This is a genomic window from Micromonospora inyonensis (genome assembly GCF_900091415.1).
GTDB lineage: Bacteria > Actinomycetota > Actinomycetes > Mycobacteriales > Micromonosporaceae > Micromonospora > Micromonospora inyonensis.
The window spans coordinates 581,384-596,616 of sequence record NZ_FMHU01000001.1; the positions used below are offsets into that span (position 1 = coordinate 581,384).

Below are 15,233 nucleotides of genomic sequence, written 5' to 3' on the forward strand. Positions count from 1 at the left end.
ACGTGCTCCAGCGCCGCCGAAGGAGTTCCGGCCGGGGCACCACCGGGTCAGCCGAGTCCGGCCAGCACCGGGCGGAGCGCGGCGGCCACGTCGGGCGCGGTCACCGGGCCGTGCCGGGCCGCCTCCCGACCGGCCAGCCCGTGCAGGTACGCGGCCAGCGCGGCGGCCCGCTCGGCCGGCAGGCCGGCGGCGAGCAGCGAGCCGAGCAGTCCGGCCAGCACGTCGCCGGTGCCACCGGTGGCCAGGACCGGGGTGCCGGTCGGGTTGACGTACGCCCGCCCGGCCGGCGTACCGATCACCGTGCGGTCCCCCTTGAGCAGCACCACCGCGTTCATCCAGGCGGCCAGCCGCAGGGCCGCGCCGACCCGGTCGGCACCCGGCTCCTCCCCGCAGAGCCGGGCGTACTCCCGGTCGTGCGGGGTCACCACGATCGGGGCGTCCCGGTCCCGCAGCCGATCCGCCATCGAGCCGTCGACCAGCATGGTCAGCGCGTCCGCGTCGAGCACGACCGGCACCGGTGCGGCGAGCACGGTACGCAGCTCCGCCGCAGCCTCCGCACCCGTGCCGAGCCCGGAACCACAGACCCACGCCTGTACCCGCCCGGCGTCGGCCACCCGCCCGGTGGCGATCACGGACGGATGGCGGTGGAGCACCTCGGCGGCGGCGGTGCCGGCGTACCGGACCAGACCGGTCGGCCCGGCGAGCGCACCGGCGACGGAGAGCACCGCCGCGCCCGGGTAGGTCGCCGATCCGGTGGCCACCCCCACCACCCCCCGGGTGTACTTCTCCGACCTCGGGCCGAGCCGGGGCCAGTCGTCCACCACGTCGGAGAACTCGGTGACGTGCAGCACCGGAGTACCGCGCAGCCAGGGACCCAACCCGATGTCGACCAGCTCGACCTGGCCGGCGTACGCCGCCGCGTCCCCGACCACCAGGGCCGGCTTGAGCGCGCCGAAGGCCACCGTCACGTCGGCGCGCAGCGCGCCCGGGCGGCCGGCGGTGTCGTGCGGCACGTGGCCGGTGTCGACCGCCACCCCGCTGGGCACGTCCACCGCGACCACGGTGGCCCGCCCGCCGTCCCGGCCACGGAGGTTTCCGAGCCGCTGCACCAGCCGCGCCGCCGGCTCCCGGAGCCCGCCGCTCCCGCCGATGCCGACGATGCCGTCGAGCACCAGGTCGGCCCGGGCGGGCAGGTCGTCGACGGTCCGGCCACCAGCGGCCCGGAGTGCGGCACGTCCGTCCGCATGCGCCTGTCCGGGGCTGAGCAGCAGTGCCTCGACCGCCGCGCCCCGACGGGCCAGGTGCGCTCCGGCGAAAAGGGCGTCGCCGCCGTTGTCGCCGCTGCCGACCAGCAGCAGCACCCGCCCGCCGTACACCCCGCCCCGGTCGGCGAGGAGCAGCGCGCAGCGGCGGGCCAGCCCGGCGGCGGCCCGCGCCATCAGAGTGCCCGCCGGCAGGGTGGCCATCAGCCCCGCCTCCGCCGCCCGTACGTCGCCGACCCGCCACACCGGTCTCATCCGCACCGTCACCTTCCAGTGCGCTCTGGTCAGCGCACGATCAGCAACCAACCCTAGCGGCGCGGAGGGTAACCGTCGGTCCCACTGCGGGCAATACCTGTGGACAGAGCCCGGGTCCCGCCGGCACCGGTTGTCCACAGCCGGTTCCGCGACTGTCCCGCCGGCCCTAGCGTCAGGGCGCATCGGGGTCGTCGAGCGGGAGGTTGCCTCGTGGACGGAGCACGTGGATCGGGCGGAGCGCCCCTGACCGTCGACCTGCCGGCGCTGCGCACCGTCGCCGGCCGGCTCGCCGCCGAGGCGTACCCGTTGGGACACGGGCTGGCCGGGGTGCCCGGGCTGGCCCTGACCGAACCCCGGTGGCACAACGCACAGGCACTGTCCGAGCTGGAGTCGGCGGTGCACACCTGGTTCGGGGCGCTCGGCGGCCGGTTGGCCGACACGGCCACGGCGGTCAGCACCGCCGCCGACCGGTACGCCACGACCGACGAGCGGGCCGCCCGCCGGCTGCCCACCCCGGCCCGGTGAACGGCTACGTCCGGCTCTGGACGACCGACCCGGCAGCCTGGGAGCGGACCGGAGCCGCCTGGCGCGGTGTGGACGCCCTGGTGGACCGCCGCGCCGCCGGGCTCTCGGCCGGGGCCGCCGGGCTCCGGGACGCCTGGGCCGGCACCGCCGCCGGGGCGGCCGGCGACCGGCTCGCCAGCCTGCGGGCGGAACTGGTCTCGGTCTCCCCGGTGCCGATCGAGGTGGATCAGGTCCTCACCGAGTTCGCCACCCGGCTCCGGCGGGCACGGGCACGACTGGCCGGCGCGGTGGCCCGGATCGACGCGGCGGGGCTCGGGATCGACCGGAACGGGCGGGTCACCGTGCCCGCCACCGCATCCGTCCCGCCGGGTGCGACCGTGGGACGGGAGGCCGGGCCGGCCCCGGCTCGGGTCACCCGACCGGTGGACCGGGCGGCCGAGGCGGCGCGGCTCTCGACCGAGATCGGCGACGCGCTCGCCCTGGCCGAGGCGGCCGACCGGGAGGCGACCGCCCGGCTCGGCGAGCTGACCGCCGCCGCACGCGCCGGTTGGGTGACGCCGCCACCGGCGTACCGGCCGTCGCCGGGTGCCGAGCCGGCGCTGGTCCGACGCTGGTGGGACGGGCTGACCCCGGCCCAGCGCCGCTGGCTGGTGGTGTATGAGCCGGCCCGGATCGGCCGGTTGGACGGGGTGCCCGCGGCCGCGCGGGACCAGGCGAACCGGCTGCTCCTCGACGACCACCGGGAACGGCTGCTGGCCCGGCGACGGGAGCTGCTGCGCCGGGTGCCCCGGGGGCCGGCGGAGCTGGCCGGGGTGGCCCGGCTCGACGCGGTGCTGGCCGGGCTCGCCACGCTCACCGACCGGCTGGCCGCGCCCGGCACGGGCGACGCGCCACGGGCGTACCTGCTCGGGCTGGATCCGACCGGCGACGGGCGGACGGTGGTCGCGCTCGGCAACCCGGACCGGGCCGACCGGGTGCTCACCTACGTGCCGGGGATGACCGCCGACCTGGCCGACGCCGACGGCGAACTGGGGCGAGCGGCCCGGGTCGCGGCCCGCGCCACCGCGCTCGACCCGGGCGGGGAGACCTCGGCGGTGCTCTGGCTGGACTACGACGCCCCGGACTTCGTCCACGAGGCGTACCGGGCCGGGCAGGCCGAGGACGCCACCGCCGGGCTGCACCGGTTCCAGGAGGGGCTGCGGGTGACCCACGAGGGGCCGCCGGCCCGGCAGACCGTTCTCGGGCACAGCTACGGCTCGCTGGTGGTCGGCACCGCCGCCCGGGAACACGGCTTGGCCGCCGACGCCCTGGTCTTCGTCGGCTCCCCCGGTGTCGGGGTGGACCACGCCGCCGACCTGCGCATGCCGCCCGGTCAGGTCTGGGCGAGCACCGCCGCCGACGACGTGATCGGCCTGGTCCGGCCGCCGGTCGAGCTGGCCGGGCGGGCGGCGGTCGGCGCGGCCCTGCCCTGGTTGGCCGGGGACGTGGTCGGGCGGCCCGACGACGACCTCTGGTTCGGTCGCGATCCGACCGACCCGGGCTTCGGCGGGCGCACCTTCCCCAGCGGCCGGTACGGCCACACCGGCTACTGGGATCCGGCCAACCCGGCCCTGGACGGCATGGCCCGGGTCGTGCTGGGACGGTGAGCCGCCGGCCCTCACACACAGGCGGGGACGACGTCCGGCCCCCTCCCGCGCGGGCGGAAGAGGGCCGGACGGGCGTCGTGGTCGCTACTCGACGGTGACCGACTTGGCCAGGTTCCGCGGCTGGTCGACGTCGTGTCCCCGGGCGGCGGCGATCTCGGCGGCGAGCACCTGCAACGGGACGGTGGTGACCAGCGGCGCCAGCAGCGTCGGGGTGCGCGGCACGTAGATCAGATGGTCGGCGTACGGGACGACGGCGTGGTCGCCCTCCTCCGCGATCACGATGGTCCGGGCCCCGCGGGCGCGAACCTCCTGGATGTTCGAGACGACCTTGTCGTGCAGCATGCCCCGGCCGACCGGGGACGGCACGATGCAGATCACCGGGGTGCCCTTGTCGATCAGCGCGATCGGGCCGTGCTTCAGCTCACCGGCGGCGAACCCCTCGGCGTGCATGTACGCCAGCTCCTTGAGCTTGAGCGCACCCTCCAGGGCGACCGGGTAGCCGACGTGCCGGCCGATGAACAGCACGGTCGGCTCCGCCTTCAGGTCGCGGGCCAACTCCCGGACCGGCTCGATCCGGCCGAGCAGCTCGCGCAGCTTGCCGGGCATCTGGTGGAGCTGGTCCACCACGGCGGCCACCTCGTCGGCGAACTTGACCCCGCGCACCTGGGCCAGGTGCAGGCCGATCAGGTAGCAGGCGACGAGCTGGGTGAGGAACGCCTTGGTGGAGGCGACCGCGATCTCCGGCCCCCCGTGGGTGTAGAGCACCGCGTCGGACTCGCGCGGGATGGTGGAGCCGTTGGTGTTGCAGATGGCCAGCACGCGGGCCTTCTGCTCCTTGGCGTGCCGCAGCGCCATCAGGGTGTCCATGGTCTCGCCGGACTGCGAGATCACCACGATCAGCGTGGACCGGTCGAGGACCGGGTCGCGGTAGCGGAACTCGCTGGCCAGCTCCACCTCGCAGGGGATCCGGGTCCAGTGCTCGATGGCGTACTTGGCGACGAGACCGGAGTGGTAGGCGGTGCCACAGGCGACGATGAAGATCTTGTCGACGTCGCGGAGGTCCTGGTCGCTGAGGCGTACCTCGTCGAGCATGATCTCGCCGGTCTCGGTGAGCCGGCCGAGCAGGGTGTCGGCGACCGCCTGCGGCTGCTCCTCGATCTCCTTGAGCATGAACCAGTCGTAGCCGCCCTTCTCGGCGGCGGAGGAGTCCCAGTCGATGTGGAAGTCCTTGCCGCTGGCCGGCCGCCCCTCGAAGTCGGTGATCTCGATGCTGTCCGGAGTGATCAGGACGATCTGGTCCTGCCCCAGCTCGACCGCCTCCCGGGTGTGCTCGATGAACGCGGCGACGTCACTGGCCAGGTAGTTCTCCCCGTCGCCCCGGCCGACCACCAGGGGCGAGTTGCGCCGGGCGCCGACCACCGCGCCGGGCACCCGGGCGTCGACGGCGAGCAGCGTGAACGCCCCCTCCAGGCGCTGGCAGACCGCTCGCATGGCGGCGGCCAGCAGCGCCGGTCCGTCCGGCTCACCGGCGGCGCGGAGTTCGGCCAGCGCGGCGGCCAGCAGGTGGGCGGCGCACTCGGTGTCGGTGTCGCTGGCGAACGTGACCCCGTCGTTCTCCAGCTCGGTGCGGAGCTTGGCGAAGTTCTCGATGATGCCGTTGTGGATCACCGCGACCCCGTTGTCCGGGGAGAGGTGCGGGTGGGCGTTGCGGTCGGTCGGCCCGCCGTGGGTGGCCCAGCGGGTGTGCCCGATGCCGGTCGTGCCGTCGCCGATGCCGGCCGCCCGGCAGCCGGTCGGGTCCGCGCTGGCCCGTTCGGCCAGGACTTTCTCCAGATTGGCCAGCTTGCCGGCCTTCTTCTCGGTCAGCAGTTCCTCCCCGCACACGACGGCGACGCCTGCCGAGTCGTAGCCGCGGTACTCCAGCCGCCGCAGCCCGTCGAGCACGATGCCGAGCGCCGGGCGCGCGCCGGCGTAACCCACGATTCCACACATGGACCGCAGCCTAACCCAGTTTCGCTCACCATGCCTGCGCGGAACGGGGGTTATCGCTCACCGAACTTGAGCGATCCGGCCGCATCGCGGGACGGTGGGGACAGATCAGGGCACCGGCCCTGCCCCCGCACGGGGACGTGAGGCGTCGTGGGCAGCCCGTAGGCTGACCGCCGTGACGACGACCACGAATGCCGACGTGCCCACGGATCCCCTGGTGGCCCGGATGCGTCCGTTCGGCACCACCATCTTCGCCGAGATGTCCGCCCTGGCGGTGCGGACCGGCGCGGTCAACCTCGGACAGGGCTTCCCGGACAGCGACGGCCCCCCGGAGATGCTCGCCGCCGCCGTCGACGCGCTGCGCGGTGGCCAGAACCAGTACCCGCCCGGTCCGGGCATCCCGGCGCTGCGCACCGCGATCGCCGCCCACCAGCGCCGCTTCTGGGGACTGGAGTACGACCCGGACGGCGAGATCGTGGTCACCGCCGGCGCCACCGAGGCGGTCGCGGCGGCGATCCTCGCCCTCTGCGAGCCCGGTGACGAGGTGGTCTGCTTCGAGCCGTACTACGACTCGTACGCCGCGTCGATCGCGCTGGCCGGGGCGGTCCGCCGGCCGGTGACCCTGCGCCCGGACACCGACGGCCGGTACGCCTTCGACCCGGACGCGCTGCGCGCCGCGTTCGGCCCCCGGACCCGGCTGGTCCTGCTCAACTCCCCGCACAACCCCACCGGCAAGGTCTTCACCCCCGACGAACTGCGCCTGGTCGCCGAGCTGTGCCAGGAACACGGCGCGTACGCGGTGACCGACGAGGTCTACGAGCATCTCGTCTTCACCGGCACCGGGCACGTCCCCTTGGCCACCCTGCCCGGGATGCGGGAGCGTACGCTGCGGATCTCCTCGGCCGGCAAGACGTTCTCCTGCACCGGCTGGAAGGTCGGCTGGGCGAGCGGCCCGGCCGCACTGGTGTCGGCGCTGCTACGGGTGAAGCAGTTCCTCACCTTCGTCAACGCCGCCCCGCTGCAACCGGCGGTGGCGGTGGCGCTGGCCCTGCCGGACAGCTACTTCACGGGATTCGCCGAGGACCTGCGGCAACGCCGCGACCAGCTCGTCGGCGGGCTCGCCGGGGCGGGCTTCGACGTGCTCACCCCGGAGGGGACGTACTTCGTCACCGCCGACATCACCCCGCTGGGCGGGACCGACGGTGTGGAGTTCTGCCGCCTCTTGCCGGAGCGCTGCGGCGTGGTGGCCGTTCCCACCCAGGTCTTCTACGACGACGTCGCCGCCGGTCGCCCGTTGATCCGGTTCGCCTTCTGCAAGCGGCCCGAGGTGCTCACCGAGGCGGTCAGCCGCCTGCGCACCCTCGCCACCCCGACCGGCTAGACCGGGCGGGTCCCGGCCGGGACTGGTCTGCGGCATGTCGGGGCTTCCGGTCGACGGAACACCCCGACACACCGCATTCCACGTGGACCACCGGCGGGCCGGCGGACTCCACGTCGACCACCGGACCGGCGGCGGACGGTCAGGTGGTGGGGCTGGCGGTGCGGACCTCGGCGGCGATACGCTCGGCGACCGCCTGCGCGGCCTGCTGGGTGGCGGCCTCGACCATCACCCGCACCAGCGGCTCCGTGCCGGAGGGCCGCAGCAGCACCCGGCCGGTGCCGCCCAGCTCCGCCTCGGCCCGCTCGACCTCGGCGAGCACGGCCGGCGCGCCCGCGCCGACCGTCCGGTCACCCACCGGCACGTTGATCAGCACCTGCGGCAGCTTGGTCACCGCCGAGGCCAGCTCGGCCAGGCTCCGGTTGGTCGCGGCCATCCGGGACATCAGGTGCAGCCCGGTCAGCACGCCGTCGCCGGTGGTCGCGTACGCCGGCATGACGATGTGCCCGCTCTGCTCCCCGCCGAGGGCGAGGCCCGAGGCGCGCAGCTCCTCCAGGACGTACCGGTCGCCGACCTTGGTCTCGATCAGCCGGATGCCCTCGGCGGACATGGCCAGACGCAGGCCGAGGTTGCTCATCACCGTGGCGACCAGGGTGTCCTGGGTGAGCGTGCCCGCGTCCCGCATGGCGAGCGCGAGGATCGCCATGATCTGGTCGCCGTCGACCTCGTCACCGTCGGCGCTGACCGCGACGCAGCGGTCGGCGTCGCCGTCGTGGGCGATGCCCAGGTGCGCGCCGTGCTCGACCACGGCGGCACGCAACGCGTCGATGTGGTTCGAGCCACACTCGTCGTTGATGTTGAGTCCGTCCGGCTCGGCGTTGATCGCGACGACCTCGGCACCCGCCTCCCGGTACGCGACCGGGGCGACGTCGGCCGCCGCGCCGTTGGCGCAGTCGACGACGACCTTGATCCCGTCGAGCCGGTGCGGCACCGTGCCGATCAGGTGCTGCACGTAGTGGTCGGCCCCGTCCAGCAGGTCGTGCACCCGCCCGATCCCGGCGCCGGTCGGCCGGTCCCAGGCGGTGGTGGCGTTCGCCTCGACCGCGCCCTCGATCTGGATCTCGATCTCGTCGGGCAGCTTGTGCCCGCCGGCCGCGAAGAGCTTGATGCCGTTGTCCGGCATCGGGTTGTGCGACGCGGAGAGCATCACACCCAGGTCGGCCTTGGCCTCGGCGGTCAGGTACGCCACCGCCGGGGTGGGCAGCACGCCGACCCGCACCACGTTGGCGCCGGCGCTGGTCAGCCCGGCCACCACCGCGGCCTCCAGCATCTCGCCGCTGGCCCGTGGGTCCCGACCCACCACGGCCAGCGGCGGATGACTGCGATCCGACTCGGCGAGCGTGTGCGCGGCGGCAACCGCCACCGCCAGTGCCAGTTCAGGTGTGAGGTCGACATTCGCCCGCCCGCGTACGCCGTCCGTGCCGAACAACCGACCCATACCCGTCAACCTCCAGGAAACGGTTCATACCAGAAAGCGGAACGGCCGGTCCACCTCCCCGGATTCGAGGGGAGGCGGACCGGCCGTCCGTCAGACGTACAAGGTGTTGACGCTGATCAGCGCTTCGAGTACTGCGGAGCCTTACGGGCCTTCTTGAGACCGTACTTCTTGCTCTCCTTGACCCGGGCGTCCCGGGTGAGGAAGCCGGCCTTCTTCAGCGCCGGGCGGTCGTCCGGCTCGTTGACGATCAGGGCCCGGGCGATGGCCAGGCGCAGCGCACCGGCCTGGCCGGTGGTGCCGCCGCCCCGCAGGTTGGCGATCACGTCGAAGGCCTCGGGCTTCTCGGCGGTGACCAGCGGGTCCTTGATGAGCTGCTGGTGCACCTTGCTCGGGAAGTAGGCCTCGAGGTCGCGGCCGTTGCAGGTGATCTTGCCGCTGCCGGGGACGATCCGCACCCGGACGATGGCCTCCTTGCGGCGGCCCACGGTCTGGATCGGGCGGTCACCGCGGGGCGCGCGGGCGACGGGCGCCGGCGCCTCGGTGGCTTCGACGCCAACCTCGGTCTCGGTGATGTCGGTCATGCTGCTTCCTTCGCCCGCGCTCACTGCGCGATCTGCTTGATCTCGAACGGCACCGGCTGCTGCGCGGCGTGCGGGTGCTCGGCACCGGCGTAGACCTTCAGCTTCTTGATCAGCTGACGGCCGAGCTTGTTGTGCGGCAGCATGCCCTTGACGGCCAGTTCGATGGCACGCTCCGGACGCTTGGTCAGCAGCTCCTCGTAACCGACCTGCTTCAGACCACCGGGGTAGCCGGAGTGGCGGTAGGCGACCTTCTGCTGCCGCTTGTTGCCGGTCAACGCGACCTTGCCGGCGTTGACGATGACGACGAAGTCGCCCGTGTCGACGTGCGGCGCGAAAGTCGGCTTGTGCTTACCACGCAGCAACGTGGCGGCGTGGGTGGCCAGGCGGCCCAGCACGACATCAGAGGCGTCGATGACGTGCCACTGACGCTCGATCTCACCCGGCTTCGGGCTGTACGTACGCACAGGTCTACCTTGTCTCGTCGTCGGTCTGGGGTCGCGCGCCGAGGTGACCAGGGGTTCCAGGCCGGACCAGCGCGCACGAACGACCAAGCGTACCTGAAGCGGTACGCCGCTGAATGTCGTACAACAGCAGGCAACGATACCCGGCGGCCGGCACGCGGGTCAAAACGGGGTCGGTGCCGCGCGACAACCGGCAGGCACGTGGCGTGAATCACACCCCGGCGAGCCGTCGGCTCCCCGGACGCAGGTAGACCAGCCAGGTCACCAGCAGGCACACGGCGTAACAGCCGATGAACGCCAGGTACGCGGCGTCCGCGCTCCGCCAGGTCAGGAACGACTGCCGGAAGGCGATGTTCACCAGCACCCCGCCGGAGGCGCCCACCGCCCCGGCGACGCCGATCAGCGCCCCGGTCAGCCGGCGTGCCCGGCGCTCGGCGTCGGTCGGGTCGAGCCGCCCACCGGCCACCTCGGCCGCCACCCGCGCCCGGAAGATCGCCGGGATCATCTTGTACGTCGAACCGTTGCCGATTCCGCTGGTCACGAAGAGGGCCAGGAACCCGGTCAGGTACAGCGCCAGCGACCGCTCGCGGGCCGCGTACAGCACCAGCGACGCGCCGCCAGCCATCGCGACGAAGTTCCAGAACGTCACCCGGGCCCCGCCGTAACGGTCGGCGAGGTGGCCGCCGACCGGCCGGATCAGGGAGCCGACCAGCGGGCCGAGGAAGGTGAGCCAGGCCGCGTCGACCGGAGTGGCGAAACGGTCGGCGAACTCGATCTGGAGCACCTGGCCGAAGGCGAAACCGAAACCGATGAACGAGCCGAAGGTGCCGATGTAGAGCAGGGACATCACCCAGGTGTGCGGTTCCCGGGCGACCTCCCGCAGCGCCCCCGGTTCGTTGCGCGCCGCCGGCACGTTGTCCAGCCACCGCGCCGCCGCCAGCGCCGCCAGCACGATCAGCGGCAGGTAGACCGCCGGCACCAGGCGGGGGTACCCGGCCCCGGCGGTGGCCAGCACCGCCAGTCCGACCAGCTGTACCGCGGGCACGCCCAGGTTGCCGCCGCCGGCGTTGAGGCCGAGCGCCTTTCCCTTCAGCCGCTCCGGGAAGAAGAGGTTGATGTTCGCCATCGAGGAGGCGAAGTTGCCGCCGCCGACGCCGGTGAGGCAGGCGAGCACCATCAGCGTGGCGTACGACACGCCCGGTTCGAGCAGCACCGTCATCGGCACCGCCGGCACCAGCAGCAGCAGCGCGCTGACGATGGTCCAGTTCCGCCCGCCGAAGCGGGCCACCGCCAGGGTGTACGGCAGGCGCAGCGTCGCGCCCAGCGCGGCCGGTACGGCGGTGAGCAGGAACTTCCCGGCCGGGTCGATGCCGTACTCGGGACCGAGGAACAGCACGGTGACCGACCAGAGGCTCCACACCGAGAAGCCCACGTGCTCGGCGAGGATCGACACCCACAGGTTGCGGCGGGCGATCCGCGCCCCCGTGGTACGCCAGAACTCCGGGTCCTCCGGCCGCCAGTCGTCGAGCCGGTGCCGGCGGCCCGGTCGCGCAGCGGTGTCGGTGACCGGTGCGGTGGTGCTGAGAGTGCTCACGCCGCGGCTCCTTCTCATCTCGGGGCGGGACGCTCAGGGACGCTAGGCGGCGGCAGTTACCCGTCGGTGCCCGTTCCGCGTCGTCACGGATACGGGCAGCGCACGGACCACGGGGAGCTGCGGTGAGGCGCGTCGGGCGTCGACCGGCACCGATCTGCTGCCCCGGCGCGGTGTGAGCGGCTCTTGACAGGGCCGAAACAAACGGGACCCGGCGCGGAAACCGCCCGCCGGCACGCTTTGCCGACATGACAGACGGTGCACGAGCCGCGACCACGCCGGAGCGGACGCCCCACGAGGCGGCCACGCACTGCCCGTACTGCGCTCTCCAGTGTGGAATGCTCCTGCGCGAGCGTGACGGGCAGGTCGAGGTCCTGCCCCGCGACTTCCCCACCAACCGTGGCGGCCTGTGCCAGAAGGGCTGGACCGCCGCCGAGCTGCTCGACCACCCGGAACGGCTGACCACCCCGCTGCTGCGCGGCCCGGACGGCCGGTTGGCCCCGGCCACCTGGGCCGAGGCGTACGCCCGGATCGTCGCCGGTATCCGCGACACGCAGGCCACGCACGGCCCGGACGCGGTCGCGGTCTTCGGCGGCGGCGGGCTGACCAACGAGAAGGCGTACGCGCTCGGGCGGTTCGCCCGGGTCGCGTTGCGCACCCGCATGATCGACTACAACGGACGCTTCTGCATGTCCTCGGCGGCGGCGGCCGGGATGCGTGCCTTCGGGATCGACCGGGGCCTGCCCTTCCCCCTGGCCGACCTGGGCCACGCGGACACCCTGCTGCTGGTCGGGGCGAACCCGGCCGAGACCATGCCCCCGCTGGCCCGGTACCTCACCGAGCTACGGGAACGCGGCGGGCAACTGATCGTCGTCGACCCCCGGGCCACCGCCACCGCCCGCCTGGCCGACCTGCACCTGCAACCGCTGCCCGGCACCGACCTGGCGGTGGCGAACGCGCTGCTGCACATCGCCCTGACCGAGGGCTGGGTGGACCGGGAGTACGTGGCGACCCGCACCGAGGGCTTCGACGCGGTCCGCCGGATCGCGGCGGGCTGGTGGCCGGCCCGCGCCGAGCGGCTCTCCGGCGTACCCGTGGCGGACCTGGAGGCGACGGCGCGGGCCCTGGCCACCGCGCGGAACGCGGTCATCCTGACCGCCCGGGGCGCGGAACAGCACGCCAAGGGGGTCGACACGGTCACCGCCTTCGTCAACCTCGCCCTCGCCCTCGGCCTGCCCGGCCGCCCCGGCTCCGGGTACGGCTGCCTGACCGGGCAGGGCAACGGCCAGGGCGGACGCGAGCACGGGCAGAAGGCCGACCAGCTGCCCGGGTACCGGAAGATCGACGACCCGTCCGCCCGGGCACACGTGGCCGCGATCTGGGGGGTGCACCCCGACGAGCTGCCCGGCCCCGGAGTGTCCGCGTACGAGCTGCTCGACGCCCTCGGGACCCCGACCGGTCCCCGGACGCTGCTCGTCTTCGGCTCCAACCCGGTGGTCTCCGCACCCCGGGCGGCCCGGATCGAACGCCGGCTGCGCGACCTGGACCTGCTGGTGGTGGCCGACTTCCTGCTCTCGGAGACGGCGGCCATCGCCGACGTGGTGCTGCCCACCGCCCAGTGGGCCGAGGAGGACGGCACGATGACCAACCTGGAGGGTCGGGTGCTGCGTCGGCGGGCGCTGCGCGAACCGCCGCCGGACGTCCGCACCGACCTGCGCGTCCTGGCCGATCTCACCGCCGCGTTGGTTGCAGGGGCCCCCTCCTACCGCTTTTTGTCGAGCAAGGGCCCCCTGCAACCACTCGACGCGGCGGCGGACGGCGCGCAACCAACCGGCGCGGAGCAGGACGGCGCGCGACAGGACGGTGCGGATCCCCGGGTGGTGTTCGCGGAGTTGCGGCGGGCGTCGGCCGGTGGGCCGGCCGACTACGCCGGGGTCACCTGGGAGCGGATCGACGCCGCCGACGGGGTCTTCTGGCCCTGCCCGGACACCGACGGGCCGGACACGCCACGACTGTTCACCGAGCGCTTCGCCACGCCGAGCGGTCGGGCCCGGTTCCACCCGGTCGAACACCGCCCGGCGGCCGAGGAGGTGTGCGCCGAGTACCCGCTGTACCTGACCACCGGGCGGGTGCTGGCGCAGTACCAGTCCGGCACCCAGACCCGCCGGGTCGGCGCGCTGCGCCGGGCCGCGCCCGAGCCCTTCGTCGAGCTGCACCCCGACCTGGCCGCCCGCCTGGGCGTCGGCGACGGGGAGGAACTGCGGGTCACCTCCCGCCGGGGCGAGCTGCGCGCGCCGGCCCGGATCACCGCCACGATCCGCCCGGACACCCTCTTCGCGCCGTTCCACTGGGGCGGGACGGGGCGGGTCAACTCGGTGACCAACGACGCCCTCGACCCGGTCTCCCGGATGCCGGAGTTCAAGGTCTGCGCGGTGCGGGTGGAGAGGGTGACACCGTGAACGGACGGATCGTGATCGTCGGGTACGGCATGGCCGGTGCGCGCCTCGCCACCGAACTGCATGCCCGGCCGGGCGACCGCAAGGTCACCGTGCTCGGGGCGGAGCCGCACCGGGCGTACAACCGGATCATGCTCTCCACGCTGCTCGCCGGGAAGGTCGACGAGTGCGACGTGGAGCTGACCGAGCTGGCCGGGCAGGGGGTGGACGTCCGGGCCGGAGTGGCGGTCACCGCGATCGACCGGGCCGCCCGCACGGTCCGCACCGCCACCGGCGAGCAGATCGGGTACGACCACCTCGTCCTCGCCACCGGCAGCCGGGCCGTGGTGCCGCCACTGGCCGGGCTGGACCCCGACCGGCTCCCGGACCGGGTGGTGCCGTTCCGCACCCTGGACGACTGCCGGCGGATCCTGGCCGCCACCCGGGACGCACGGACCGTGCTGGTGCTCGGGGGCGGGCTGCTCGGGCTGGAGGCGGCCCGGGGACTGGCCGCCCGGGGACTGGACGCACACGTGGTGCACCCGACCGGACACCTCATGGAACGCCAGCTCGACCCGGCTGCCGGAGCGGTGCTCGCCGACACCCTGGCCCGGCTGGGGGTGCGTACCCACCTGGCGACGTCGGCGGCCGGGGTCGCCGCCCGGGCCGACGGGGTCCGCCTCGATCTGGCCGACGGCCGCTCGCTCGACGCCGACCTGCTGGTGCTGGCCTGCGGGGTACGCCCGGACACCGCCCTCGCCGCCGCGGCCGGGCTCAGGGTCGAGCGGGGCGTCGTGGTGGACGACCGGCTGCGCACCGACGACCCGCACGTCTCCGCGATCGGCGACTGCGCCCAGTACGACGGTGTGGTCGGCGGCCTGGTCGCCCCGGCGTGGGCCCAGGCGCGGGTGGTGGCCCGGCTGCTGACCGGCGAGGACGCGCACGACCGGTACCGGCCGCCACCCGGGGTGACCCGGCTGAAGGCGGCCGGCATCGACCTGGCCGCGATGGGCGAGCTGCCCGCCCCGGCCAGCGGAACGCCAGCAAGCGGAACACAGGCGAGCGGAACGCAGGCCGGCGGAACACCGGCGAGCGGAACGCAGGCCGGCGGAACGCAGGTGGAGGGGCCGCCGGCCGGGGGCGGCGGACCGGTCGCGGCCCGGTGCGAGGAGCTGACCTTCGCCGACCCGGCCCGGGGCACGTACGCCCGGTTGCGGATCGTCGACGACCGGCTGACCGGCGCGATCCTGCTCGGCGACAACCCGGCCGTCGGCACGGTGGTCCAGCTCTTCGACCGGGGTACCCCGGTCCCGGCCGACCGGCGGGCGCTGCTGCTCGGCCGGACGGTCGACGGGCCGGCCGGCGGGGCGGAACCGGTGGCGTCGCCGGCACTGATGCCGGACGCCACGACGGTCTGCCGGTGCAACGCGGTCAGCAAGGCGGACCTGGTCGGCTGCTGGCGGGCCGGCGCACGGTCGGTGGCCGAGGTGGTCACCGCCACCCGGGCCGGCACCGGCTGCGGCAGCTGCCGGGACGCGGTCGCCGGGATCGTCGAGTGGCTGTCCGGGGTGGACCCGGTGGAGGTGACGCGGTGAGTGCAACTGACCCGACG

General features: G+C 74.3%; 11 protein-coding genes. 5 read left to right on the forward strand and 6 right to left on the reverse strand.

Annotation, left to right across the window (positions count from 1 at the left end):
* Positions 1 to 47: 47 nt before the first annotated feature.
* Entirely contained in the window at positions 48 to 1,517 is a 1,470-nt protein-coding gene (locus tag GA0074694_RS02395) for an NAD(P)H-hydrate dehydratase (protein WP_091451748.1), read from the reverse strand.
* Between the two features lie 210 nt (positions 1,518 to 1,727).
* Here GA0074694_RS02395 and GA0074694_RS02400 point away from each other — a divergent pair, with 210 nt between their 5' ends.
* Both GA0074694_RS02400 and GA0074694_RS33530 read left to right on the forward strand, forming a co-directional pair.
* A complete protein-coding gene (locus GA0074694_RS02400; protein ID WP_245714517.1) occupies positions 1,728 to 2,042 on the forward strand; it encodes a hypothetical protein in 315 nt (104 codons plus the stop codon).
* Positions 2,039 to 3,688 (forward strand): alpha/beta hydrolase, encoded by a 1,650-nt coding sequence (locus GA0074694_RS33530; protein WP_091451753.1) that lies wholly within the window; start codon positions 2,039 to 2,041, stop codon positions 3,686 to 3,688. Before GA0074694_RS02400 ends, GA0074694_RS33530 begins: the two co-directional genes overlap by 4 nt.
* 84 nt (positions 3,689 to 3,772) lie before the next feature.
* Here GA0074694_RS33530 and glmS read toward each other — a convergent pair whose 3' ends face one another.
* A complete protein-coding gene (glmS, locus tag GA0074694_RS02410) occupies positions 3,773 to 5,680 on the reverse strand; it encodes a glutamine--fructose-6-phosphate transaminase (isomerizing) (RefSeq protein WP_091451758.1) in 1,908 nt (635 codons plus the stop codon).
* A gap of 172 nt (positions 5,681 to 5,852) precedes the next feature.
* Here glmS and GA0074694_RS02415 point away from each other — a divergent pair, with 172 nt between their 5' ends.
* A complete protein-coding gene (locus GA0074694_RS02415) occupies positions 5,853 to 7,058 on the forward strand; it encodes a pyridoxal phosphate-dependent aminotransferase (RefSeq protein ID WP_281189591.1) in 1,206 nt (401 codons plus the stop codon).
* 139 nt (positions 7,059 to 7,197) lie between these two features.
* Here the strand turns inward: GA0074694_RS02415 and glmM are convergent, their stop codons facing one another.
* From glmM to GA0074694_RS02435, 4 genes are all read right to left on the reverse strand, one after another.
* On the reverse strand, positions 7,198 to 8,553 hold the full coding sequence (gene glmM, locus GA0074694_RS02420) for a phosphoglucosamine mutase (RefSeq protein WP_091451767.1): 1,356 nt from the start codon (positions 8,551 to 8,553) through the stop codon (positions 7,198 to 7,200).
* A 116-nt stretch (positions 8,554 to 8,669) separates the two neighbouring features.
* Positions 8,670 to 9,134: a 30S ribosomal protein S9 gene (gene rpsI / locus GA0074694_RS02425; protein ID WP_091451770.1), complete on the reverse strand. Its 465-nt coding sequence runs from the start codon at positions 9,132 to 9,134 to the stop codon at positions 8,670 to 8,672.
* 20 nt (positions 9,135 to 9,154) lie between these two features.
* Positions 9,155 to 9,598, reverse strand: a complete 444-nt coding sequence (rplM, locus tag GA0074694_RS02430) for a 50S ribosomal protein L13 (RefSeq protein WP_091451773.1) — start codon at positions 9,596 to 9,598, stop codon at positions 9,155 to 9,157.
* Between the two features lie 208 nt (positions 9,599 to 9,806).
* Positions 9,807 to 11,189, reverse strand: coding sequence for an MFS transporter (locus tag GA0074694_RS02435; RefSeq protein ID WP_245714518.1), 1,383 nt, complete (start codon positions 11,187 to 11,189; stop codon positions 9,807 to 9,809).
* Positions 11,190 to 11,434: 245 nt separating this feature from the next.
* On the opposite strand from GA0074694_RS02435, the gene GA0074694_RS02440 reads away from it, so the two are divergent.
* The gene (locus GA0074694_RS02440; protein ID WP_091451781.1) at positions 11,435 to 13,645 is read left to right on the forward strand and encodes a molybdopterin oxidoreductase family protein; all 2,211 of its coding nucleotides are present in this window, start codon (positions 11,435 to 11,437) and stop codon (positions 13,643 to 13,645) included.
* On the forward strand, positions 13,642 to 15,216 hold the full coding sequence (locus GA0074694_RS02445; protein WP_091451785.1) for an FAD-dependent oxidoreductase: 1,575 nt from the start codon (positions 13,642 to 13,644) through the stop codon (positions 15,214 to 15,216). Before GA0074694_RS02440 ends, GA0074694_RS02445 begins: the two co-directional genes overlap by 4 nt.
* Positions 15,217 to 15,233: the final 17 nt, after the last annotated feature.